Consider the following 23357-nt stretch of genomic DNA (forward strand, 5'->3'; position numbering starts at 1 on the left):
GTCCGGCCGGATGCTTTCCCATGTAAGCAGGATCTTGTATGGTTGCAATTATTTGTGCCAAGACTGGGAATGTTCAGAATGGAGGTTGCAAGCATGGGCTTGGACCATTTACAAGAAGAACAGCAGGCAACCGTTCTTAGAATCCGTAAACGCGTCATTGAAGCTATCGGACGTAATATGGATCTATACGGTGTTACGCTGTCCACGGGACACTTATATGGATTGCTTTTTTTTGCAGACAAACCAATGACCCTTGACGATATGGGCCGGGAAATGGAAATGAGCAAAACGAGCATGAGTACCGGCGTACGTACACTGCTGGATCTGAAAATGGTAAACAAGGTATGGAGCAAGGGCTCTCGGAAAGACCTATATGAAGTGGAGTATGACTGGCATCAGACGTTTACGGATTATTTTGCGATTAAATGGAGAAAAGCTGTGGAGAGTAACCTTCAGGTGCTGCGCAAGTCCATTGAGGAGCTGAATCGTTTGATTAAAGACCTGGACGAGCAAGCAGATGCCGAACTTCTTCACATTCTAAAGGTAGACAAAAATAAAGTGTTGCAAGCGGAAGCATATTACAAATGGCTGGACCGACTGATCGACACCATGGAAGATGAAGAAATCTATAAGCTGGTTCCGCGGGAAGAGATTCAAGATAACTCTTAAGCAGAACCCAAAAGGCGCTCTCCTATTGGAGGCGCCTTTTTGCTGTGTATTTATAATGAAGAAAAAAAATCAGATTTCGTTCCAAATGCATTAGAATTGCCCGATCAGTCCGGCATGAGAGAGGGCTGCGTGCTGCTCTGCGATGTGTATAAGCTCATCCATAATCCGGTGACGTCCCGAAGGTGTCCAGCTCATCATCAGCCAGCTTGAAATATCATGTACATTGCCACCAAGTACAGCAGGCGAACGATTCCATGAAGACGTCTGTTTTAACCGTCGCAGCAGTTTTTCGCTGGCAGGATGCATGGAGAGACGATGGATGAACAAGTGATCCGTATCCAGCAGAGGGATGCGCTCAGCAGGGTAATCGACCCACTGGTGTTCTGGCGGAGCAATCTGTGCAGGCTGCAGCCCTAATTCGGTATACAACAATTGGCTCAGGGGATGATTGATCGTACCCTGCAACCGGATCATTGGAGGCTTAACCTCCACTAGTGTAACCCGTTCATGGTCAAAAAACTGCTGCAGACGTTTGCCCACATCCAGCGTTCTGAATTCAAGCTGTTTGAAATGATCCAAGGCTTGTTTTTCCCGCCCAACGAGCTCGGCAATACGGAAATGAATGTGTTTCCAGTCCTGAACAGGCTCAAGGAGCACGGTTGGCGCAATACTTTTCAGTTTATCGTAATAGGGTTCATGATGGGTGTCAGCAATAATCAGATCAGGCTTGGATTGGCGAAGCTTGTTGAATTGCAAAGTGAGCTTATGCTGGTGTTCGTTCTCGCTCAGTTCCTGATCTGTGAATCCGTTTAGCGTCGCAATCGCTTCAAGCCCCAGGGAAGACAAGTTATGTTCCAGGCCCAGAACGGAAGCCGTTGCTACTCGCAATTGTTCTCTCTTCATATATATAGTGGGTGAGATACCGACAGCTTGTTTAAATTTGCGATTAAAATAATACTCATTGCCATAACCTACAGATTCAGCGACATCTTTAATGGAACACAGATCCAGCTGCAATTGTTGTTTGGCTTCTTCAATCCGCAGTCGATTCAGGTAATCTGTTGGTGACATGTCTTTGGCCTTCTTGAAGCTGCGGGAATATGAGCTCGGAGTCAGGCCGGCGATCTTGGCCAGCTGGTCCATACTTATGCCTTCACCCATGAATCGGTGCATATACATAATGCTTCGCTCCAGGGCAGGGTCGACTTTCTCATGATTGGCTTCTAGACGATTCTCGGAAATGTACTGCAACAATTCGTGGAGCTGCGTGTGTATATTAATAAAATGTTCCTGCTGAACCCCCTGATAGGCTGTATATAATTGTTCCATGCGCGCGACCATCTGCTGTTCATGACGAACAGGCATAGGACCCGTTGACCATTGGAAGGGTAGGCAGGGATCAGAAATCATTTTCCATTCACCACGTACTTGCTTCAACTGGACCGTGTTCATCGATAGGAGAATACATTCCGTAATACCGGAGCGGGAGGCAGCCTCAATCGTGGTCCCCTTTTCCAGTACAAATAGTTGATGGGCGCGGGCTTTATGTATTTGATCATTAAGAATCAGGACACCTTCTCCTTGCAAAACAAGACACAGCATAGGCCGGGAAACCGTCTTGCCATGCACACGGAAATTCTCTCCACGGCGTACACGGCACATGGAAGAGAGGAGTGGTAGAGTTGACGTTTCAGAAATGAAGGGAAGCTGTTCATTCATACGGACCATCCTTTTGTCTCATTTTCTTAATGATAACAATTATCATTCTCATATGGAAGACGTTTTTCAAAAATAGTTGCGAACATATAAAAAGAGGATACCGGGAGCTGCAGGGCTGCAAGGTAATCCTCTTTATTTAATAAGAAATTCAGTTTGGTGTTACCAACAGAATGTCGTCCAGGAATACTTCGCTTAACACTTTATTACCTGAGCCATTCGCCTGGATATGATACAAACGATAGAGGTCTTTGGCGTTAATGTAGAAGATGCCTGGAACGTCATCTCTGAAATGGAAGGTGTCCCATTCATCCCCGACCAGTTTGGTTACTTTGAGCGCCGAACTTACGGCGTAGAGGCCATTGTCGCCAGAAATGTAGGCAAGTGTTGCTGTGCCATTGGTCAGCTGATCCCCAACGTAATTGACGTTAGACAAATTTAGATTGGTCGTTTTGGAGACCTTGCTGCCAGACACGGTTTTTGCGTACGCTTTTTTGTCTGCATCAATGATAACTGCCTTGTCTGTGCCAAGTGCACTTATTTCTCGGATGCTTTTGCTATGAAGCTGGAATGTCTTGCCTGAAGTCGTAAGGGCAAAGGCTTTGCCTGTTGCGTAGTTATAATCCTTGTTGCTGTCCAAGCTGATTCCTTTGTTATACACGTAAAACGAGCTGCTCCAGCCACCGGAGTATACTGCGTTCACGTCCAGCTTGGCTTTTGGATTCACAGCACTCGCCTTGCCTGTACTGTAGTTCACGGTGTACATGACCACAGCATTGGTGGAGTAGTAGGTTTCATAAGGATTGGTGTTAACCATCAGCTGCAGTTTGTTTTTTGCCGGATTCATAAAATAAGTGCTTTCCACTGCGCCTTCAGCAATCCGTTGTACCGTTCCGCTGCCATTTGTAGCTTTGGAGACGATCCAGGTATTGCCGTTAACGAGGGCGTTGTAATAAACGCGGCCCTTAATGACAGCCAGCAGCGGGAAATCCGTATCTGCTTTGTCCGCGATCTTTTTTACGGAAGTTGGCTCACCATCACCACTCGCACGATAGATCGAACCTTTGGCATCCATATAATATATGAATCCGTTATCCGTATCGTAACGCAGAACCTCGGTTGCAAACGTCTCGGCGGTATCGCGCGATCCGTCATTGGGGACCCGAAGCAGTGTTGTGGAAGTTTCAGATGAAGTGTAGTAGAGGTGAGAACCTGCTGCTACAAGGTCCACACCCTGAAAATCAAGTAAAACTTCTGTCGTATTGCTGCCATCCCCGGATACTTTGTACAGTACGCCGTCTGACTCGTAATACACAGTAGATTGATTGAGGGAAGCTGCCTGTGCTGCATTACCTCCACCCAACATTGCTGCAGTGATCAGTGTAAACAATAGGAAAGTACTGATCTTGCGCTGCATGCCTGTAAACCATTTGCTCATGTCTCCATCGACACCCTTCATCCATATGTATGTAGTTCGTTTCTTAAGTTATATCGGTAAACTAGGGAAAAATTGTTATATCTCAGCTGGCCAATGCCCACAGTTTGAAATTGAATTTCACGCTATCCCAAGCCTTGAATCCATTTTCGAATGCTGCGGCCATTCCTTCTCCGAAGCATTCACCACAAGTCTGCTGCATGATAACATTGCGCTTACCAAAGTAGAGGAGTGATTCCATATGTTGAAGATCGCTATCATTGGATTTGGAAATGCCGTAGTGAATTATCATCTGCCTTATCTGGAGGGAAGAGAGCAGATCCAGGTGAAGACAATCTACCGACGTGAGGAAGACCGGGTGGGTGATACGGAGCGAGAAGGCTATTACCCGGGAATTACGTTTACTACAGTTCTTAATGATATACTGCATGATCCAGATATCGAACTGATTGTCGTCGCAACTCATGTGGACAGTCATGTTGAATACGCCAAACTGGTATTGGAACATGGCAAACATGTTTTGGTCGAGAAGCCGTTTGCCTCAACTTCGGCTGAAGCCAAGGAGATTTTTGAACTGGCAGAACGTAAACATCTGATCGCGATGGCAAACCAGAACCGCAGGTATGATGGGGACTTTCTTACTTTGAAAAAAAGTGATCGAGAGCGGTAAGCTGGGCAATATTGTAGAGATCCAGTCCCACTATGATTATTTTCATCCGCAATACAATCGCAAAGGATTTGGGTTATTGCATGGTTTGGCGGTGCATACCATTGATCAGTTAATATCGTTATACGGTGAAGCAGACTGGATTGATTTTGATGTCCGAAGTCTGGTGGCGCCTGGGGAATCGGATGACTATATCGATATTGATTTCAGGTACGGCCGGATGAAAGCGACCATTAAGTGCAGCCTGCTTGTGAAAATCGAATATCCGAAATTTATCATACACGGAGACCGAGGCAGTTTTGTGAAGCACAGCAGTGGTCATCAATCGAAAAACGAAGCCGGACCAACATCGGTATCCTATGACATTGAACCCGAAACGAATTGGGGAACTTTGAGTTATGTGGACGAGAAAGGGGGGGCCCATACGGAGAACGTACCGTCTGAGGTGACGGACTATGGCATGTTATATGAGAAATTGCTTGAGGCTATCCGTCATCACGGTGAGAAGCCCGTCAAGGATCATGAGGTTTTATATGTACTGGACATTTTGTATGCTGGAGTCGAAGCCGCGAAAAAGGCCAGATGAATGGATATAAAGAAGAGGAGTGGAACAATGATGAATATAGCAACGATTGGGACAGGATTTATTGTGGATGCCATTTTATCGGCAATCAATGAAGTGGATGGAGTGAAATGTACAGCCATTTATTCTCGAAAAAGGGAAACAGGAGAGCCACTTGCAGACAAGTATGGAGTGCAGACCATCTACACGGATCTGAACGAGCTCTATGCTGATCCGAATGTGGACTTTATTTATATCGCATCACCCAACAGCATGCATTATGAGCAGGCCTATCAGGCGCTTCAACATGGCAAGCATGTCGTCTGTGAAAAACCATTTACAACAACGGCCTTGGAAGCCCAAACGCTGATTGAGCTGGCCCGGGAAAAAAATCTGTTCCTGTTTGAGGCGATCTCAAACATCCATCTTCCTAATTACAACAAAGTGAAGGAGCAGCTGTCCAAACTGGGGAACATCCGGTTCATTCAGTGCAATTACAGCCAGTATTCGAGTAAATACAATCTGCTGCTTGCCGGGGAGACACCCAATGTATTTAACCCCGAATTCTCCGGTGGTGCACTGATGGATATCAACATCTACAATCTTCATTTTGTCATGAAGATGTTTGGCAGCCCGCAAACCGTATCCTATACAGCCAACCGACAAGTCAATGGAATTGATACATCAGGGGTGGTGGTTCTGAAGTATCCCGAGTTTATTGCGGAGTGTGTGGGATGCAAAGATACCAGCAGCTTTAATTTTGTCCTGATCCAGGGGGAGAAGGGATATATTCAAGTTGTGGGAGGAGCCAACGGGTGTCAGGAAATCAAGGTCCAGATTGGGCAGGAGCCCTTGGAGATCATTAATGTGCAGGCACAGTCAAACTGGCTTTATTACGAATGGGAAGCCTTTAGAAATATCTATAATAATAAGGATTACACGAAATGTTATGAGCTCCTCAGCCACAGTCAATCTGTGATGAACATATTGACAGAAGCGCGCAAGGATGCGGGGATTGTATTTGCTGCCGATCGGGTTTAATAGCTGTCACGAATGCTGCTCATGTACAGGATATCGAAGAGATAAAGTACAGAAACCATAGAGGACATTTTGGAAAGCCTCATTTGCTCATTGTAGCCATAGCTGAGAAGGGTTTCGGTAGATTGTCTGGACAAACTGGAATGGTTATTACCTGTGATCGCAATGACGTTCTTGTTCATCTCGTTCAGAATTTTGGCGACATCAACCATCGACTGATTCTCACCGGTATGTGAAATGACAAAGGAAAGTGTGGATACATTGGGGTTCATTGTGTTCAGATAATGCATATTCGGACCGTTGTGCGCGATAGCGGAGATGCCCAGTTCATTCCACTTGGTGCAGGCCTGCTGTGCAAGGTAGTAGTTCATATCACTGCCGTAGATATCAATCCGGCCGGATTCCTTCACCCACTTGGCGACTCGCTGCAGCACAGAAACGTTCAGCAGACGACGTGTTTCCTCCAATGCCTGATGATAAAGGTAAGGTACGGAATCCATCGCGGAACGTACATCCTCCATTTCGGTAAAGGGATGATCCGCAGGTGGAAGCGTGGCAGGAGCCCGCTGATAATCGAGGGCAAGCTTTAATTGAAAGTCTGGGTACCCTTGGGTACCCAGCTTTTTGCATAAACGGACAATGGTTGATGAGCTTGTATAGGTGGCTTGAGCCAGTTCTTGAGCCGTAGATTCAAAAACAACTTCGGGATTGTTCAGAATGTGGTCCACAATATGCTTCTCCTGTGCCGTTAATTGCTGTGCATATTTCATTTTCTGAAGCAGACTGTATTCCATCATTCATTCCATCCTTTCTCCGGTCATCCCCAAGTGCATGTCTCCCTATCATAACCTGTCGTTTTTGTTTTCTCAATCGGGCGCCAGTTGAATAGAAACACTACTGCTGTCACCATGATCAGATCTGACTCTCAGCCAGCTGCTGGCGACTATTCCAGAGTGAAACCAGACGAAGCAGGACCAGGCTGATGAGCAGAAGCGCAGCTCCAATCAGCAGCAGCAATACCGGGCTGATAAGCAGCATTCCGCTTGCCTGACCAGCAATTAGTGCCAGCAGAGGAAGAACGATAAGTCCTCCCAGCTGATAAGCTTCCTGAAATCCACGAACTTTGGCCGAGATCAACACATTGAGCAGAATGACCATAAGACTGCATGACGGAACCACCCACAGCACAAGAATGATCCAATTCCAGTTTGGGAACATCATGGCTCCGAACATGGGGTACATCAGAATATTGGCAATGATCCCATAGATGAAAAAGGTAATCCAGGACAGCAGTATGGAAGGGATAAGAGCAGCCAGTACTTTGCCTTTGAACAGGGTATCCATGCTGATGGGTGTGAAGAGAAGACCTTCGAGCGTCTTGCGTTCCTTCTCCCCTGCGAAGCTGTTCGCTGTCAGAATGCTGGAGGCCATCACCGGAATGATCAGAAACAGCGGTGCGAACATATATAAGGCCAGATAATAGACAATGCGATGGTTGTCTGTAGCCATGGAGGCCAGTTCCGGGATCTGTCCTGAGCTGCTTAAGATATCGAGACTGTCGAGCAGGAATCCGATATTTCCGATGGAACGAAGTTCAACGCGGGAAGCGAGCCATATGAGTATGGCGGGCATGGTAACCCCGATAATGAGCGGAACGATCAGCATGGGGAGCCATAGCTGAATGCTGGCTGTAATGGCCCGAATATCTTTGCGTACCAGTGCTTTTATGGCTTGACGATTATTCATGATGGTGTGCCTCCCTGATGGCAAAATAGATGCTTTCCAGATCACTGCCGATTAGGCGAGCCTGATAGACTTGGCCGTTCGTGGTTAAATGTCTGAGCAGCATGGGGATTTCCTCACGGGACTGGAGGTGGAAAATAGCCTTGTCCGCCGAGAGGATCTCCGGATTAAACTCAGCAGCCGCACTCCATCCATCATCCAGGACGGCCTCTACCTCAAGCCGTGGCGCAGTGAGATAACGATGTATAATCTCCTGCTCCGAGCCTTCTTCAACCTTGCGTCCCTTTTCCATGAAAATATATCGATCACATACGGCTGAGAGTTGGGACAGGACATGCGAAGAGACCAGAATGGTCATATTCTCCTCACGGTTCATCCGGCGAATGATCCGGAGTACCATCTGAATCCCATCAGGGTCCAGGCCATTGGTCGGCTCATCCAGAAATAGAATGGAAGGGCGATGAAGCAGAACTCGGGCAAGGCCGAGCCGTTTCTTCATGCCTGTGCTGTAGGTGCCCACTTTGCGGTGCTGATACTCCTGTAATTCGAACAGCTCTACCAGCTCGTCAATTCGTTTGGATTGCTGCTGTACACCAAAGGCATCTGCGAAGAAAACGAGATTGTCGCGTCCGCTCATATTTTCATACAGTCCACTCTGTTCCGTGAGTGTGCCGCACATGGCCAGCACCTTCTCTGCATGGGTGGAGGGATCCAATCCGTTAATCGTTACAGATCCGCTTGTTGCCCCAAGGACACCATTCATAATACGGATCAGTGTCGTTTTGCCTGAACCGTTGGGGCCGATTAATCCGGTCACACTGCCTGGTTCAATCGTGAAGCTGACATCACGCAGGGCCTGGTGCTCCATAAATTGTTTGGATATGCTGCGAACTTCAATCATATGCCTTCACCATCCGTTCTCCATTTGAAGATGATACGTTTAACAGGACAATATCGTTCAAATGGATTGTAAAAAATATTATTCGGTCCAAAGTCCCACGGAGAAAAAGGGCATTTCCGCCCTAAAGTCCGGGCAAATCGGGTCTCAGGTTTGTTTTCTCATTCTCTTGTTCATTGTATTGTGGTAAAAAGGATGCAATATCCCGTTTCATTGCCATCCATAATGAGGTAATAAAAGGGAAGGCCTTATACATATGATGTATGCCTGAATATTCATCTAACGCCGGTCTTGGTAACCACCAGGGCCGGCTTGGCGTGGTCGTTTGGCATTTTCAGGTGTGAAATGCCGATGTCTTAGAGTTACATATTTGATATTTTATAATTCGTCTAACACATTGTATGTACACATATGAAGTCGAGGTTCTGTGTGTGTTGGACCAGGAAGGTGAACAAAAATGGCAGCATCCAATGAGTATCGTTTTCAGGTCAATCTGAGTGGCATGATTCAGATCTTATCGAATCATCTCTATAGCAGTCCCAAAGTTTTCTTGCGTGAGCTGATGCAGAACGCGACCGATGCCATTACAGCACGAAGTGAGGCGGAGCCCGGATTTCAAGGCGAAGTTCGTGTAGAGCTGACAGGCATAGGTGAGCAGTTAACGATGATGGTGGAGGATAACGGCATCGGCTTAACCGAAGCTGATATTCATGAATTTCTGGCGATGATCGGACAATCCTCGAAGCGTGGGCAGCAAGCCCTGCTGGATGGAGAGACTTCTTTTATCGGACGATTCGGGATCGGACTGTTGTCTTGCTTCATGGTGAGCAATGAGATCGTCATGCTGACCCAATCGGCGAAGGGAGGACCTTCGATGGAATGGCGCGGCAAGCCGGATGGAACCTATACCATTCGCCAGCTTGAGACCCAGTTATCCCCGGGGACCAAAGTATATTTGCGCTGTACGCCGGATGCCGCCCATTATTTCGAACCGGAATATGTAAAGGAAGCTTTGTTCTATTATGGGGCCTTGTTACCTTATCCCGTGACGCTTCGGAGCGAAGGTGTACAGGACATCGTCAATGCCGATTCGCCTGTGTGGCTTACGCAGCCGGAACTTGCCAAAGGGCGCAAAGCGGAGGTGCTTGCATTTGGTGGACGCCTGCTTGGAGAGACGTTTGAAGATTTCATCCCACTGACGACAGCTTCCGGGCGTACCGGAGGGATTGCATTTGTGCTTCCACATGCCGTTAATCTGAATGCCAAGCGTTCTCACCGGGTGTATTTGAAGCGGATGCTGATCTCGGAGAAGGCAGAGAATATTTTGCCGGATTGGGCTTTCTTTGTGAAATGTCTGATCTGGACCGATGAGCTTCAACCAACGGCTTCGCGTGAACATTTTTATGAGAATGAAAAGCTGGAAGAAGTACGCTCCGAACTTGGCGACGCCCTTCGTCAAGGACTGTCTGATATGGCGGAGAACCAGACAGAGCGCCTGAAGAAGCTCATCCGTCTGCATGCACTCTCCATGAAGGCACTGGCTGTGCAGGATCAGGATTTTTATGCAATGATATATCGCTGGCTGCCATTTGAGAGCACACGGGGCCACCGGGAACTGGGAGAGTTAATGGCGGAAGGAGAGACGTTATACTTCACGACTACGGTGGATGAGTATCGTCAGATTCACCACGTCGCGTCTGCGCAATCCCTGCTCGTTATTAATGGCGGATACATCTATGACAACGATTTAATGGCGACACTGCCACTTGCGGTACAAAATGTGCATACAGAGCGACTGCAACCGGATCAGGTTTCGCTTAGCTTCACGGATGTGTCTCCAGCCCAGCGCAATGATTACTATGATGCACTGCGTCTGGCGGATTCGGCTCTTCAGCGGTTTCGCTGCCGTGCCGAGGTGAAAGGGTTTAAACCGGAAGACCTGCCTGTACTGTTCACGCTATCGCAGGAATCTTCTACCCTTCGTGCATTGGAAAAGGCGAGTGAGGAGAGTACAGAACTGTTCTCTTCCGTACTGGGCTCATTATCCTCGGGCATCAGCTCTGCTGGCTACTCCACCTTGTATCTGAATGTAAATAATCCAATCATTCAGCGCGTGTTAACGACACCAGATAGCCAAATGACGCCGATTGCCATTGAGATGCTCTATGTGAATGCGCTAATGATGGGCCACTATGCCATGAACCGGCAGGAGCTTGAGGTGCTGAATCAAGGGATCGTTCGTTTTATTGACTGGGGTTTACGCGCAAATACGGATCGTAAGGGGGATGCCTGATGAATACAGAGATGGATTTTGAGGAATTGATGGACGAGGCCTATGGCTTGCCTAACGGTACAGCGAAACTGGGTATGCTTGAAGAAGCAGCCAGAGTGGCCGACGTAAATGGCATGGAGGAAGAGGCATACGAAGCACGATCTGAGATTGTGGAAACAGCCACGTTCTGCGGATATCCCATGAAAGCACTTATCGCTTTTTCCTGGCAGCTCGGCAAGTTTGACCAGCAGCCTGAACGCTATGATGAAGAGACATTAATGTGGTCGTACAAATGGATCCTGGGCGAACTCTCCAGTTTCCCCGAGGTCTCTCGCGATAAGATGATGGAGCTGCTGGAGGACTTTGGGCGACGTTTCAAATCCTTTGGCTATAGTGATCGTTCATACTGGTATTACCGTTTCCGCATATTCATGGATCTTGGTGACCTGGAGGAAGCAGGAAGCAGTTATGCCAAGTTCAGAACAATGGACCGTGACTTTATGAGTGATTGTGAAGCTTGCGAACAGGATGAAATCATGCGTTACTGGATTCTCAAGGGAGACGATGAGCAGGTTCTGGAGGCGGCCAAACCGATCTTGAAGGGTCGGATGAGCTGCGCTGAAATTCCGCACCTGACGTTATCCGAAGTCCTGATGCCGCTATATCGTCTTGGACGGATTGAGGAAGCGAACAAGCATCAGCAGAAGGGCTACCGGATGATCAAGGGCCAAAATGATTTTGTACAGAGCTTTGCAGAACAGATGGATTATCTGGCACGAACCAACCCGTCAAAGGGAATTGATGTGTTGGAAGAAAGTCTGGTACTGGCTGCCGATCATGAAGATCCTTTTGCCAAAATGATGTTCTACGCCAGAGCAGCTCAGCTGCTGCGCCGCTGGGCAGAGGAATCGCCAGGGTACCGATTGCGCCTTCCTGCTTCTTTCCCGTATGAAGGAGACCCTGGAGACTTGCATGCTATGGCTGATTATTTTGAGGGTTATGCTAAGGCGGCAGCAGAGAAATACGATCAACGGAATGGTAACCATCATGTCTCTTCGTTGCTCGCCAACGTGTAACGTAACATGGTAAAAAACAGGCTTGTTCGAAGAAGGTTATCCTCCTTCCGAACAAGCCTGTTTGACGTGTCTGGAATGGTGTTACTACACTTCGGTCATTTAAGGTGTTTCTTCCGTACTGGTGGGTGAAGGCTGATCCTCATCAGCATCATCCACATAGGAGGCTTCTGGTTGAGGCTGCTGAGCCATAAGTTCAGCCACAATCTTATCCGTTGGTTGAGTAAACAATTGATACATAATGGCAGCCTCTTCTTGACGAATAAGCGGTTTGCGGGCAAGAACATCCACAGAACCATCCTCCAATACCTTCACTTCCGGACCATGAATGCCGAGCTTAACCATCATCTGGATAGCAGGTACAGCCCACTCATCCGCATGTCCGGCAAGCTTCACATCCTGGAACAGCTCACTCGGATACTGCACCTGCAGCGATCTCCAGATCATGACCATGGCTTCCTGGCGGGTAATGACTTGATCCGGCTTGAATTGTTTGGAATCCGCCCCCGTAATCATGCCGGCTTCATAACCGAGCTGAATGTAGCCTGCTGCAGGGTGACTGGCCCAGTCGCTATCCGAAGGCGGCGTTGTTTGGCTTGGTTTGAGACCGCTCATTTTCAGTACATTCTCTATGAATTCGGCGCGTGTAACGGCCGACTTGGGCTGGAATGCTTCAGTTGCATCATTGTCATAATGACCGAGCGACTGTAATCCATAGATGGCCTCGGCATAAGGGCTATCCGGACGAACGTCCCGGAATCCCTGAGGCTGCTCTCCCTTTTTCTCATATCCCAGCGGATTGAGATAGGGTTCTTTCATGTAGATTGTTCCATCTGCTTGTTCCTTAAAGGCTGTGAATTGACCTGTTAACTCATCCTTGAACAGATTCTCATCCACCTGAATCAGGGTACGTGGGCCCAGGAAGGCATCTGAAATGCTCAATTTACCGAGTTCTGTGCCACCGTTTTTGAGAGAACTGACGATCGTGCTTAGTCTTAGGTCAGCATAGAGTCCGGCGAAGCGCTGTAGGTCATTGGTAGATTGAGGCGTAAAATCCTTGATTACGACCGGCTCCGCATATTGCGGGAAGAAGGTCTGAATGAAAGCCGGGTAGAACAGATTACGAAGAGCTCCCGACTGATTGTACGTAAGGAAGACGCCTGTATTTTGCTCCGGAATAAGGAAGAGATAAGAGCTGAAACCGATCAGGTCGCCTGCCTTGGTAATAATCTCAGGGCTGCTGCCCGCACCAGGCAGCTGAAATGCTGCTTCAAATCCATACGTTGTGTCCGGGAGTACCGGATGAATGGAAGAGCGATACTGCTCCATGCTTTTGACGGTGGATTCCTTCAGTATACGCTCGTTATCTTTCACACCATCATTCAGGAAAGCGATCATGAAGTTCCCGATATCCTCGGCCGTTGACAACATGCCTCCTTGAGGCATCGGTGTTGGGGAGAGGGTGTACAGATCGAGCTGATTATGTACCGCGTCATAGCCTGTCGCGAGCTGATCCTTGAACTTGTCATTCAGCACGAAGCTGCTGTTATCCATACCGAGTGGTTTGAAAATGTGCTGCTGCATGTACGTCTCAAATGGTTCATCGCTGACATTCTCCACAATCATGCCGAGCAGCAGGAATGAGAAATTGTCGTACATATAGGCACTGCCAGGTTCTCTGACGACAGGGGGCATGTGCTGCTGTGCATAATCCTCCATGGAGACTGTTTTGTCGAAGTCGGCGTGAATATCTTCCTGCTGCGGATCACGAATCTCGAATCCGGTAGTGTGCGTAAGCAGGTTTTCCACAGTGACAGGTTTGTCAAAAGGGTTATCAAACTCAAGGCCCTTCACATACGTTTGAAAATCGGCTTGCAGATCTACCTTCCCCTGCTCCACCAATTGCATGACGGCTGCTGCCGTAAATGTTTTGGAGACGGAGGCTACGCGAAAAGCCGTACTCTTCGGATCGACAGGCGTTTTGCTCTCCTGATCAGCATAGCCGTAGCCTTTCTCTGCCAGGACTTTGCCATCCTTGACGACAACAACGGAAGCACCTACATATTGTGCCTTGGCTTCGGCTGAATCAAAAAACGTGTCCAGAAATGCCTCCGCTGATTCAGAGGTGAGAGCTTTGGTTTGTCCTTTTTCATTGACCTGAGGTGATGTGGTTTCCGCATGAACCGCTGGTGCCCAGAGACTTAGCGACAGGACGAAAGCCATAAATGCACCCGTTAGTGAGGTGAATTTGAAGCGGCTCCTTCGATTGAATAAATGCATGTAAACACTCCCTTGCTCAAATTTTGGCAATAAAGCATGTTCACTATGTATTACTTCCAATCGGCTCAATAGGTTTCATGATTAGTTCAGTCACGAAACTAGAAGGGTTTCCTAACGGTGAGGAGCTTATGAGGCGTCTGCACATCGCAGGGACTCGCTCGGTTCGGCTGACGGCCTGAGTGATTGGCGGAAAAATACAAGAGCAAAGGCCCCGATGATGACATACAGGCTGGCCATGGCATATGAAGGCAGCACTGCTCCGATCATTAGCCCCACACTGCCCAGCAGGGCAGCGACATTATAACTCATGCCATCTGCAGCCATATATGCTGCTCGATCCGAATCGGGGATCATCCCGGCAAGAAGCACCTGACGAACTGGAGAATACATCAATTCGCCAATCGTCAGCAGGACGGCAGAGCCGATTAGGAGTAAGGCCCAGTTGCTAAATGCAAGTACAGCGAATCCGGCGGTGTAGAGACACATGCCAACCGTCATGATGGAACTGGATTGTAAACGTGCCATCCATTTGGAGAATGGGATAGCAATCAAGGCAACCAGTACTGTATTGATCGCCATGATTAGGCTGAACATCTGCAGACCCGAAATGTTCCAGTGGAACAGCTGGGCACTGAACTCACTTTTCAGACGGACAGCAATGTATTTATCCAGTTGAAATTCAAGAGAGACAGCCAGAACCGAGGCGGTGAAGAAGACCATGAATTTTCTGTCCCTGAGTACCCTTCCATAGGTCTTTAGCATATTTCTTCTGACAGGCGCGATGGTCTGCACCGAGCCCGTTTTTGCTGTTCTTTCCATGGTTTCCTGAATGAAAAACAACAAAATGAACAAGGTTACCAAGCTCTCCATGCACACCAGACTGAACAGAATGAATCGGAAGGAATCGAATAACAATCCGCCCATCAGTGCGCCAAATGTAATGGCTACATTGGTCGTCCAATACTGTAATCCATATACATAATGTCGTTCATGTTCACTGCTTACGTCCACGATCATCGCACCTGCGATGGGAACAGTGATACCGGAGCTAAGACTGCTAAGAAAAAACATGATGCAGGTCAGTTCTACCGAGTTCAGCCAGGGCGAATTCGCTGCAGCCAGCCAGAACAAGGCGACTACTTGCACACATTGAGCGATGACCATCATTTTTTTGCGTCCAATCCGATCCGACCAGTATCCTGCGCCCAGCCCAGCGATCATGGAGGATACAATGTTGACTGTCAGCAGTACACCAGCCCAGCCAGCTCCCATCTGGACACTCAGATAAATGGCCATGAACGGAATGATTGATTTCTGGGTCAAGTCTGTAAAAAAGTCAGTGATGATACGAATTTTAATGTTGCGGTGCAAATCAGCATATTTCATCAGTTGCATTTCTTCCTTCCTGGATTGTCATGTAGATGTTACTGAGTATAATGGAGGAAAACCTGAAGAAAAACTGTAGAAGCGGATGAATGAATTTCGTATTTTAGCAGAGTGGGAAGGCAGGGAATGTCGTGGAAGTAGCTGACCATTATATTCAATTGCGTATGGCGTTTCCGAACGTTCAGGATGATGAAGAATGGCCAACGACGATTGGAGAGCTGGCACAGCAGTTGTGCTGCACGATGCGTAACATGAATTTGATTATGAACAAATTTATGGATAACGACTGGATTGAGTGGAGCCCGAGGCGTGGTAGAGGGAAAAAGTCCTTGCTGGTCTTTCAGGCACCGCTGCTTGATATAGCCCGTGAACGTTTTGATCGCCTGCTGCAGGGCAACAGACTGGAAGAAGCCTATCAGCTGGCCGCGAGTCTGCCTTTTTCGTTGCGGGAAATGTTAATGCAGGGTTTGCAGGAACAGTTTGGTCTTCGTTCAGACCAGGGTACCATGGGAAGGATGGATATCCTGCGGATCCCACAGAACTTTCCGTTTGAGACCTTGGATCCTACCCGGGCTGCCATGTGGGGAGAAGTGGGCATTGTCGCAGAGGTATTCGATCGGCTGGTACGCTATAATGCTGAGCGTCGCATCTGTGAGCCAAGTCTTGCCGTGGCATGGGAGAGCAATCTTGAAGGAACAGAATGGACATTTTATCTGCACAAAGGTGTTCTATTTCATCATGGCCGAATACTGGATGCAGAGGATGTGAAATTCACATTTGAACGAATCCTTAAGGATACCAGCAATCCCAGCCGGCCGCTGTTTGGCACCATTGCGAAGATCGAGACATTTGATGAGCTGACGGTACGCTTTATGTTATCTAGCTCAAACTTCATGTTCCCGGATCTGATGAGCAGCATGTGTGCTTCGATTTTGCCGTGGGATGTGGCGTTCGACCGAATGCATCCTGTTGGAACAGGTCCTTATCGTTTAACGAAGAATCACCCCAGACTGCTCGTTTTGGATGTATTTCCTTCCTATTTCAGAGGACGTGCCTACATTGATCGAGTTGAGGTGTGGCAGCTCCCGCAGTCCGCACTCGCAGAGTCGGTGATCAAGCAGGATTTGTTTCCGGATGGAGCGCCTCATGCGGTACAGCATGAAGTTCAGGGCGGAGTATATATGACGTTTAATATGCGCAAAGAAGGCCCACAGCAGGATCTGTATTTCCGCCAGGCTGTGCAGCAGCTGCTGAATCAACAGGAGATGATGGATGCGTTCCGGGATACGCGTAATCAGCCTGCATACAGCCTGGTTCGGGATAATTATGGGGATACGAGGGAAGTGGAGATGGGCAGCTTGCCTATAGGAGAGAAACGAATGAGGACACGGGATTTCATCACAGATTCCTCATTGGCCTTAGCGGAAGAACTGCTTAAGCGAAGCAGCTACACGGGCCAGACGCTGCGGTTATGGGTAGAGGATGGGCAGAAAATGGAGACGGACATGCTCTGGTTTGTACAACGCTGTGAACGGATCGGACTGCATATCGACATCGTTCCAGGTGATCCCGTAAGTGCGGTGTACCATGATGAATTCAGGTCATGTGATCTCGTGTATACGGGGGAAGTGTTTGATGATCATGTCCTGCTGAGCCTGTTCATCATGTTTACCTTTCAGAATACATTGTTCCTGGTTGCCATGGATGATGATCGGAAAAAGGATTTAGACATGGAATGTAGGCGCATCGTAGGCATTCGGGAAGGCGGCGAACGAATGGCAGCGCTGCTGGCGTTAGAGGCCAAACTGATCGAGGATGCGCTGCTGCTGCCCGCCTATCGTTTCAGGGAGGAGCATACCCATCATGCCTCACTTCGTGATTACAATGTGGTAGGGTATGGGATGCCTGATCTGCGCCGTCTGTGGGTGAAACGCAAACCGGACGCTGATCATAAGGAAGCAAGTTATCCGGCCTACATCCCGCTGTGGTAAGTGATACACAGCGGGATGAGCCTATAGTGAGCCGCTATTCTTCGTTTTTCCTCATAAACTCAATAGGTTTCGCCCCCGGTTCCATCAAGAAAGGAATGGAAATGGAATGAGTGTTATTTTCCTGATCGACCTGGAAAGTAAACGTGATTTTGAGTCCAAATAAAACAAGCAGAACGGAAAAGGTATCATTGCCTGTGTATTCCATGGGCATTTCAATCTCGTTGAATATCGCTTGTAAGCCGTCATCTTTCATTTGAATGGACAATTCTCCGTATCCGGCATGAACATAATTACCTGCGTAGGTAATTAGAGGTCGCTCAAGGGGCATAATTTTTGTATCATCTTGTGCATCATCCATTTTTTCATCAGCATCAGCGACTGGTGTTGCCGCGGGGTCCAACGTTTCTGGCGTATCCGTAACTGCAGATTCCGCTGACTCCCCGCCACTCATTAATTTGGCCATCCTTTTGCTCCAATCCACAGGCTCCATTCCAAGCAATCGGTCTATGATGTTAAAGGTGACTGTGTAAGGGACAATACTTCCATTCGTATTGCACAGTACGACAATCCCGATTTCTTCTTCCGGCAAAAAGGCGACCTGCGAACTAAAACCATCAATAGCGCCCCCATGATGAATGAACGAATGTCCGCGATAAGGTTCAATGAACCAACCCAGTCCGTAAGTGCAGACAGGCATCTCTGGACCATGAAACGGAGTATCACATGGCATCTGCGGGCTGTGCAATGTTTCCATTTGTTCCTTGGAGACGAGCTGCTGTCCATCATGCTGCCCCTGATTCAATTGCAATCGCAACCAGGTTATCATGTCTTCCAGATTGCTGTTCATGGAGCCTGCCGGACCAATTGCATCGATGTTTCGATACGGAATACGCACATTTTCGCCGTCTTTCTCCATATAAGGAACAGCAAAATCAGGCTGGAGCTGCATTTCCTCCACAGAGAACAAACTGGATGTCATCCCTAGCGGCTCAAACAGGTGATCCTGAACGACGCACTCCCAGGTTGTTTCCTTCAACTTCCCGACGAGAAAGCCCGCAGTCATGTACATCAGGTTTTGATATTGCCACTTATTTCTGAAATCCTCATTTGGTTCAAGATACTGTAGAGCGTTTACGAGCTGCTCTCTGGTCCGTGCAGAGTTGTACCATGCCATTTCATGCCGGGGCAGTCCGGAGCGATGACATAACATATCACGAATGGTCAGACGTTCCGTAGCCACAGGGTCGAACATTTTAAAATCATCCATATACGTTTTAACAGGCTTATCCCAGTTCAGCAGTTCTTGATCGACTAACAGGGCAGCAGTTGTTGCCGTAAAAGCTTTTGTACTGGACCCGATGGCAAAGAGAGTGCTTGGTGTTACTTCGAGTTTGGATTCCAGGTCGCGATACCCATAGCCTTTTTGCCAAATGACCTCATTCTTGTGAATTACAGCGACCGCTGCGCCAACACCCTTCCAGGTTTGCAGCTGTTCAGCTACAAATTCATCCAGTCCGTCCAGTAATGATCGATGTTTTGTGGTAGTCATTATGATCCCTCCAATGAAAATATGAAGTGAGTTCCAATCAAGACATCAAAACTCGTATGTAGCTGTCATCCAAGAAGTGTTCATTACAACTATGCCTTTTCTGGATAAAGTTAACATCGGACCCGAGACTGATTTGCCTATGATCACTTGTCCTAACAAGGGGATAGAAAGCTTGTCAAACCAGTCCGCATAAATCGAACAAGTCCCTCATAGACATGTACTAATCAAGTAGGGGTTCTGCGTACGCACAATCCTGAAGTGAAAACATTGTGCTAAAGGGGATGATGTCATGCGCCGAATATCATGGATGCTTGCCATGGTATTGGTCTTATCGACCTTACTTGCCGCCTGCGGGAAGAAGGATGCGGCAGCCGTGGTCAAAGATCTGAATGAAGTCGTAGGAGAGATGGAGAGTTACCAGGGAGCAGGTGTTATGACACTGCATACCGGAGATACGCCGCAGCAGTATAAGGTCGAGGTGTGGCATCAGAAGCCTTCGTATTACCGAATTGCGCTTACCAACGCCAAAAAGGATGTCACCCAGATTGTACTGCGCAACGATGAGGGCGTATTCGTCCTGACACCAAGCCAGAACAAAAGCTTCCGGTTCCAGAGCAACTGGCCGGATAACCAGGGTCAAGTTTATCTCTATGAGACACTGATTCGCAGCATTACAGGTGATACAACACGTCAGTTCGCAGATGAGAAGGAGAGCTACGTATTTGATGTAGCTGCCAATTATAATACGCACGCACTGGTCAGACAAAAAATCTGGCTGAACAAAAGTGATTATGCACCCAAACAGGTGGAGGTTTCAGATTCCAATGCAAACGTCGTCGTAGATGTTAAATTTGACAGTTTCAAATTCGGTGCAGAATTCAGCAAAGATGCCTTTGATATGCAGCGCAACATGACAGCAGGCACGGAAGGAAACAGCGGAACAGACGCAACGAATCCGGCCGAGCAAGCAGGAGAAAATGGCACCAAGGAGCCAGCAAGCTCCGAGACAGCTCCAGGTCAAGAACCGACTACAGGTTCTGCTGAAGGGGTCACTGATGGACAAACCGGTGTGAGCGAGAACCCGGAACAACAGGGAGCTCAGGACCCGGCGAGTGGTGAACCAGGCACAGAGGAGCCTACCATGACTGAACCGGAAGGAGCCGGCAGCTTTGGTGTGATCGAACCGACATACGCTCCGGAAGGCGTCAAGCTGAAGGATGATCAAATTGTGGAGGAATCCGGCGATTACTCGGTCATGCTTCGCTACGAGGGAACGTATAATTATACGATTTTCGAAGCCAGACCGCAGGATAGAGCTGTTTCACTCGCACCATCTCGCGTAGTGGATCTTGGATTCACTTTGGGAATGATTAGTGGAGACGCGTTACAAACGTTAACATGGATGACCGATGGAATAGAATACAGAATCACGAGTGCGGATCTGCCGGAGAGTGAAATGGTTCAGATTGCAACATCCATGCAGGAGCAGTCAGGCAAATGATGTAATAGGTATAGTCGTTAGGGCATTAGGAATGCTAAGGAGCATCGGGGACTTGTTCTCCGGTGCTTTTTGATGTACACAGTTAGGCTGCCGCAGCATATGATGGAGAGGAAAAGCAGGACGTTTCGTAATGGGTATTGCTTGAAAACTGAACAGTGAAATGGGCAGGTTGACCCAATAAATACAAAACACGCTTATATGCGGGATGAACCGGGTAAGTAATCGGTATAGGCAGAGAGAGATGGCGTGAGGCTGCATTTTGAACTCATGTCCCTATCGCTTATCAGCCTGTTTCTTCATCCGCTTCCGGCTTCGACATTATGCTGGGCACACTTTTTGAGTCACCGTTCCTCTGCTCATTTGACAGTCACATGCTTGAGCATTACGATGGAGTCTGATATGTGAGCCGGATTAAGATGACTAGAGAAGGTGACAGAACGTGCAAGGACAATATCGGCCGACCCAAGCGGAGATCAACTTGGATCATTTGAGTAGCAACGTAGATGCTTTCCGCTCGGTTCTGCCCCAAGGCATGAAGTTTCTAGCTTGTGTCAAGGCGAACGCTTATGGACATGGAGCTGTGGAGACGGCCAGAGAACTGGAACGAATCGGAGTGGATTATCTGAGTGTCGCTTTTCTGGACGAAGCGCTTGAACTGCGACAACACGGAATCAAGGCTCCGATCTTGGTATTGGGTTATACACCGCCTGAGGGTGTTGCTGTAGCCAGGGAACATAATGTGACCATAACCCTGTTCAGCAGGGAAGTGCTTGAAGCGATTCGTGCTCTGGATACAGGATCGTCTCAGAACCCATTGAAGGTTCACATCAAAATTGATAGTGGTATGGGACGCCTGGGTCTGCTGCCCGGCGATGAAGCTATTGCTTTCATCCAGGAAACAGCAGCAATGGAACAGGTCCTGCTCGAAGGCATGTTCACTCATTATGCCAAGGCGGATGAAGAAGACAAGACCTATACACTGGAGCAGTATCGACGGTTTCAAAGCGTGGTTGAAGCGCTGCGGGATCAGGGATGTGTCATCCCGATTATACATACGGCGAACAGTGCAGCTGCCATTGATACACCGGAATTATCCTACAATATGGTACGAGTGGGTATCAGTCTCTATGGGCTGTACCCTTCGGCCGAGGTGAATCATCAGGTAGTGAAACTGGTCCCGGTATTGACACTGAAGACGAAAGCGGTTCTGGTCAAAACGCTGCCGCCTCATTGGGGGGTCAGCTACGGAACCCGTTATGTGACACAAGGGAACGAACGAATTGCGACCCTGCCTATCGGCTATGCAGACGGATTTTCAAGAATGCTGACAGGTAAAGCTCAAGTGCTTGTACGTGGCCGCCGCGTTCCCGTCGTCGGTACGATCTGCATGGATCAGTGTATGGTGTCGCTGCAATCTTTCGCTGAAGAGGCGGAAGAAATTCAAGCCGGCGAAGAGGTTGTCCTCATCGGTCACCAATCTGATGGTGTGATTACCGCAGATGAAGTGGCCTCCCAGCTTGATACGATTGCCTATGAGGTGATCTGCATGATGGCTCATCGGATTCCGCGAATCTATTTCCGGAACGGTGTTGAAGTCGCCAAGGTTAATCCTCTTTTGACATCCTGGTAGTCTAACTGGACGCTATTACCAATAAACTTTTTTTCGGAACGGAAGGAAAAGTGTCGGAGCATCTCGAATGTTGTTATATTGACGAGGATGAAAAATCCTGAAAAGAGATGTTTGGTCTGTACGAATATTGCCCCCCATGTTTATAATGGAGTACAGCATACTTGATATACTCGGGGCATATATATTCCTTTGTATAAAAGTTCTGGAAAAACGTAATACTGGTTCACAATGGCGAAAGGTTTGTGGGGGTGGAAGATAGGTGGCCAACTTGCAGAACACCAAGCGGATTATGATCAGTTTGCCTGATCATCTCCTGCAGGAAGTGGATGGCATCGTAGCGCTGGAGAATTCCAACCGCAGCGAATTGATTAGGCAGGCCATGAAGCTGTATTTGACCGAACGGAAGAAGCGTTACATCCGTGAGTCCATGCAGCGCGGGTACATGGAGATGGCAAAAATTAATCTGACCATGGCATCCGAGGCCTTTCACGCGGAGGAAGATGCGGACAGCACTCTGGACCGCTTAGTTAGCGGGGTGTAGACATTGATCGTAAAACGCGGTGACGTTTTTTTTGCGGATCTTTCTCCCGTTGTCGGTTCGGAGCAAGGTGGAGTCAGGCCGGTGCTGGTCATCCAGAATGACATCGGTAACCGGTTCAGTCCAACGTGTATCGTGGCGGCTATTACCGCCCAGATTCAGAAGGCAAAGCTGCCGACGCATGTCGAGATTGATGCTGCGGCTCATGGCTTTGACCGGGACTCTGTGATTTTGCTCGAACAAATACGGACGATTGACAAACAAAGACTGACTGACAAGATTACCCATCTGGACGAGGAGACCATGAAATTGGTCAATGAGGCGTTGCAGATCAGTCTGGGTTTGATCGATTTTTAAGTTGCCTGGCACCGGGTTTGGGCTGCCAGCAATCCGCCCGTAGCGGGATGTT

19 protein-coding genes are annotated in these 23357 nt (G+C 48.3%); 11 read left to right on the forward strand and 8 right to left on the reverse strand.

From position 1 onward, the window contains the following. Positions 1–93 precede the first annotated feature (93 nt). Positions 94–669: a GbsR/MarR family transcriptional regulator gene (locus F4V51_RS06390; RefSeq protein WP_153977333.1), complete on the forward strand. Its 576-nt coding sequence runs from the start codon at positions 94–96 to the stop codon at positions 667–669. Between the two features lie 90 nt (positions 670–759). Here F4V51_RS06390 and F4V51_RS06395 read toward each other — a convergent pair whose 3' ends face one another. Beyond that, positions 760–2388 (reverse strand): helix-turn-helix domain-containing protein, encoded by a 1629-nt coding sequence (locus F4V51_RS06395; RefSeq protein ID WP_162009907.1) that lies wholly within the window; start codon positions 2386–2388, stop codon positions 760–762. A 148-nt stretch (positions 2389–2536) separates the two neighbouring features. Next, positions 2537–3823 carry a DUF5050 domain-containing protein gene (locus tag F4V51_RS06400; RefSeq protein WP_153977335.1) on the reverse strand — a complete coding sequence of 429 codons (1287 nt, stop codon included), beginning with the start codon at positions 3821–3823 and terminating at the stop codon, positions 2537–2539. Positions 3824–4061: 238 nt separating this feature from the next. Here F4V51_RS06400 and F4V51_RS28940 point away from each other — a divergent pair, with 238 nt between their 5' ends. Genes F4V51_RS28940 through F4V51_RS06410 form a run of 3 tightly spaced genes read left to right on the forward strand, consistent with a single transcriptional unit; the run spans position 4062 to position 6090 of the window. Continuing rightward, positions 4062–4490: a Gfo/Idh/MocA family oxidoreductase gene (locus tag F4V51_RS28940; RefSeq protein ID WP_201281184.1), complete on the forward strand. Its 429-nt coding sequence runs from the start codon at positions 4062–4064 to the stop codon at positions 4488–4490. Continuing rightward, positions 4474–5073, forward strand: a complete 600-nt coding sequence (locus F4V51_RS28945) for a Gfo/Idh/MocA family oxidoreductase (RefSeq protein ID WP_201281185.1) — start codon at positions 4474–4476, stop codon at positions 5071–5073. Before F4V51_RS28940 ends, F4V51_RS28945 begins: the two co-directional genes overlap by 17 nt. A 30-nt stretch (positions 5074–5103) precedes the next feature. Continuing rightward, entirely contained in the window at positions 5104–6090 is a 987-nt protein-coding gene (locus F4V51_RS06410) for a Gfo/Idh/MocA family protein (RefSeq protein ID WP_153980588.1), read from the forward strand. Here the strand turns inward: F4V51_RS06410 and F4V51_RS06415 are convergent. The 3 genes from F4V51_RS06415 to F4V51_RS06425 all read right to left on the reverse strand — a co-directional run bounded on the left by F4V51_RS06415 (position 6087) and on the right by F4V51_RS06425 (position 8731). After that, a complete protein-coding gene (locus F4V51_RS06415) occupies positions 6087–6884 on the reverse strand; it encodes a MurR/RpiR family transcriptional regulator (RefSeq protein ID WP_153977336.1) in 798 nt (265 codons plus the stop codon). The genes F4V51_RS06410 and F4V51_RS06415 overlap by 4 nt on opposite strands. Before the next feature lie 115 nt (positions 6885–6999). Continuing rightward, positions 7000–7833 (reverse strand): ABC transporter permease subunit, encoded by an 834-nt coding sequence (locus tag F4V51_RS06420; RefSeq protein WP_153977337.1) that lies wholly within the window; start codon positions 7831–7833, stop codon positions 7000–7002. Continuing rightward, entirely contained in the window at positions 7826–8731 is a 906-nt protein-coding gene (locus tag F4V51_RS06425; protein ID WP_153977338.1) for an ABC transporter ATP-binding protein, read from the reverse strand. Before F4V51_RS06425 ends, F4V51_RS06420 begins: the two co-directional genes overlap by 8 nt. 454 nt (positions 8732–9185) lie before the next feature. On the opposite strand from F4V51_RS06425, the gene F4V51_RS06430 reads away from it, so the two are divergent. Beyond that, positions 9186–11021, forward strand: coding sequence for an HSP90 family protein (locus F4V51_RS06430; protein ID WP_153977339.1), 1836 nt, complete (start codon positions 9186–9188; stop codon positions 11019–11021). Then, positions 11021–12076, forward strand: coding sequence for a hypothetical protein (locus F4V51_RS06435; RefSeq protein WP_153977340.1), 1056 nt, complete (start codon positions 11021–11023; stop codon positions 12074–12076). Before F4V51_RS06430 ends, F4V51_RS06435 begins: the two co-directional genes overlap by 1 nt. 99 nt (positions 12077–12175) lie before the next feature. Here F4V51_RS06435 and F4V51_RS06440 read toward each other — a convergent pair whose 3' ends face one another. Continuing rightward, positions 12176–14353 (reverse strand): serine hydrolase domain-containing protein, encoded by a 2178-nt coding sequence (locus F4V51_RS06440; protein WP_153977341.1) that lies wholly within the window; start codon positions 14351–14353, stop codon positions 12176–12178. A 126-nt stretch (positions 14354–14479) separates the two neighbouring features. Next, the gene (locus F4V51_RS06445) at positions 14480–15748 is read right to left on the reverse strand and encodes an MDR family MFS transporter (RefSeq protein WP_153977342.1); all 1269 of its coding nucleotides are present in this window, start codon (positions 15746–15748) and stop codon (positions 14480–14482) included. 122 nt (positions 15749–15870) lie between these two features. On the opposite strand from F4V51_RS06445, the gene F4V51_RS06450 reads away from it, so the two are divergent. Further along, positions 15871–17730 carry an ABC transporter substrate-binding protein gene (locus tag F4V51_RS06450; protein WP_153977343.1) on the forward strand — a complete coding sequence of 620 codons (1860 nt, stop codon included), beginning with the start codon at positions 15871–15873 and terminating at the stop codon, positions 17728–17730. A gap of 34 nt (positions 17731–17764) precedes the next feature. Here the strand turns inward: F4V51_RS06450 and F4V51_RS06455 are convergent, their stop codons facing one another. After that, on the reverse strand, positions 17765–19279 hold the full coding sequence (locus F4V51_RS06455; protein WP_153977344.1) for a serine hydrolase: 1515 nt from the start codon (positions 19277–19279) through the stop codon (positions 17765–17767). A gap of 289 nt (positions 19280–19568) precedes the next feature. Here F4V51_RS06455 and F4V51_RS06460 point away from each other — a divergent pair, with 289 nt between their 5' ends. The 4 genes from F4V51_RS06460 to F4V51_RS06475 all read left to right on the forward strand — a co-directional run bounded on the left by F4V51_RS06460 (position 19569) and on the right by F4V51_RS06475 (position 23305). Next, entirely contained in the window at positions 19569–20780 is a 1212-nt protein-coding gene (locus tag F4V51_RS06460; RefSeq protein ID WP_153977345.1) for an outer membrane lipoprotein-sorting protein, read from the forward strand. 439 nt (positions 20781–21219) lie between these two features. Next, positions 21220–22410 (forward strand): alanine racemase, encoded by a 1191-nt coding sequence (gene alr / locus F4V51_RS06465; protein WP_153977346.1) that lies wholly within the window; start codon positions 21220–21222, stop codon positions 22408–22410. A 259-nt stretch (positions 22411–22669) separates the two neighbouring features. Further along, positions 22670–22951 carry a CopG family ribbon-helix-helix protein gene (locus F4V51_RS06470; protein ID WP_056699650.1) on the forward strand — a complete coding sequence of 94 codons (282 nt, stop codon included), beginning with the start codon at positions 22670–22672 and terminating at the stop codon, positions 22949–22951. A gap of 3 nt (positions 22952–22954) precedes the next feature. Beyond that, positions 22955–23305, forward strand: a complete 351-nt coding sequence (locus F4V51_RS06475) for a type II toxin-antitoxin system PemK/MazF family toxin (protein ID WP_024630714.1) — start codon at positions 22955–22957, stop codon at positions 23303–23305. Positions 23306–23357: the final 52 nt, after the last annotated feature.

It is taken from the genome of Paenibacillus xylanilyticus (genome assembly GCF_009664365.1).
Classification (GTDB): domain Bacteria; phylum Bacillota; class Bacilli; order Paenibacillales; family Paenibacillaceae; genus Paenibacillus; species Paenibacillus xylanilyticus_A.

What these genes read in the sequence shown, in the direction of transcription:
- F4V51_RS06390 (WP_153977333.1), top strand. Translation starts at nt 94, where the DNA reads ATGGGCTTGGACCATTTACAAGAAGAACAGCAGGCAACCGTTCTTAGA.
- F4V51_RS06395 (WP_162009907.1), bottom strand. Translation starts at nt 2,388, where the DNA reads ATGAATGAACAGCTTCCCTTCATTTCTGAAACGTCAACTCTACCACTC.
- F4V51_RS06400 (WP_153977335.1), bottom strand. Translation starts at nt 3,823, where the DNA reads ATGAGCAAATGGTTTACAGGCATGCAGCGCAAGATCAGTACTTTCCTA.
- F4V51_RS28940 (WP_201281184.1), top strand. Translation starts at nt 4,062, where the DNA reads ATGTTGAAGATCGCTATCATTGGATTTGGAAATGCCGTAGTGAATTAT.
- F4V51_RS06410 (WP_153980588.1), top strand. Translation starts at nt 5,104, where the DNA reads ATGAATATAGCAACGATTGGGACAGGATTTATTGTGGATGCCATTTTA.
- F4V51_RS06415 (WP_153977336.1), bottom strand. Translation starts at nt 6,884, where the DNA reads ATGATGGAATACAGTCTGCTTCAGAAAATGAAATATGCACAGCAATTA.
- F4V51_RS06420 (WP_153977337.1), bottom strand. Translation starts at nt 7,833, where the DNA reads ATGAATAATCGTCAAGCCATAAAAGCACTGGTACGCAAAGATATTCGG.
- F4V51_RS06425 (WP_153977338.1), bottom strand. Translation starts at nt 8,731, where the DNA reads ATGATTGAAGTTCGCAGCATATCCAAACAATTTATGGAGCACCAGGCC.
- F4V51_RS06430 (WP_153977339.1), top strand. Translation starts at nt 9,186, where the DNA reads ATGGCAGCATCCAATGAGTATCGTTTTCAGGTCAATCTGAGTGGCATG.
- F4V51_RS06435 (WP_153977340.1), top strand. Translation starts at nt 11,021, where the DNA reads ATGAATACAGAGATGGATTTTGAGGAATTGATGGACGAGGCCTATGGC.
- F4V51_RS06440 (WP_153977341.1), bottom strand. Translation starts at nt 14,353, where the DNA reads ATGCATTTATTCAATCGAAGGAGCCGCTTCAAATTCACCTCACTAACG.
- F4V51_RS06445 (WP_153977342.1), bottom strand. Translation starts at nt 15,748, where the DNA reads ATGCAACTGATGAAATATGCTGATTTGCACCGCAACATTAAAATTCGT.
- F4V51_RS06455 (WP_153977344.1), bottom strand. Translation starts at nt 19,279, where the DNA reads ATGACTACCACAAAACATCGATCATTACTGGACGGACTGGATGAATTT.
- F4V51_RS06460 (WP_153977345.1), top strand. Translation starts at nt 19,569, where the DNA reads ATGCGCCGAATATCATGGATGCTTGCCATGGTATTGGTCTTATCGACC.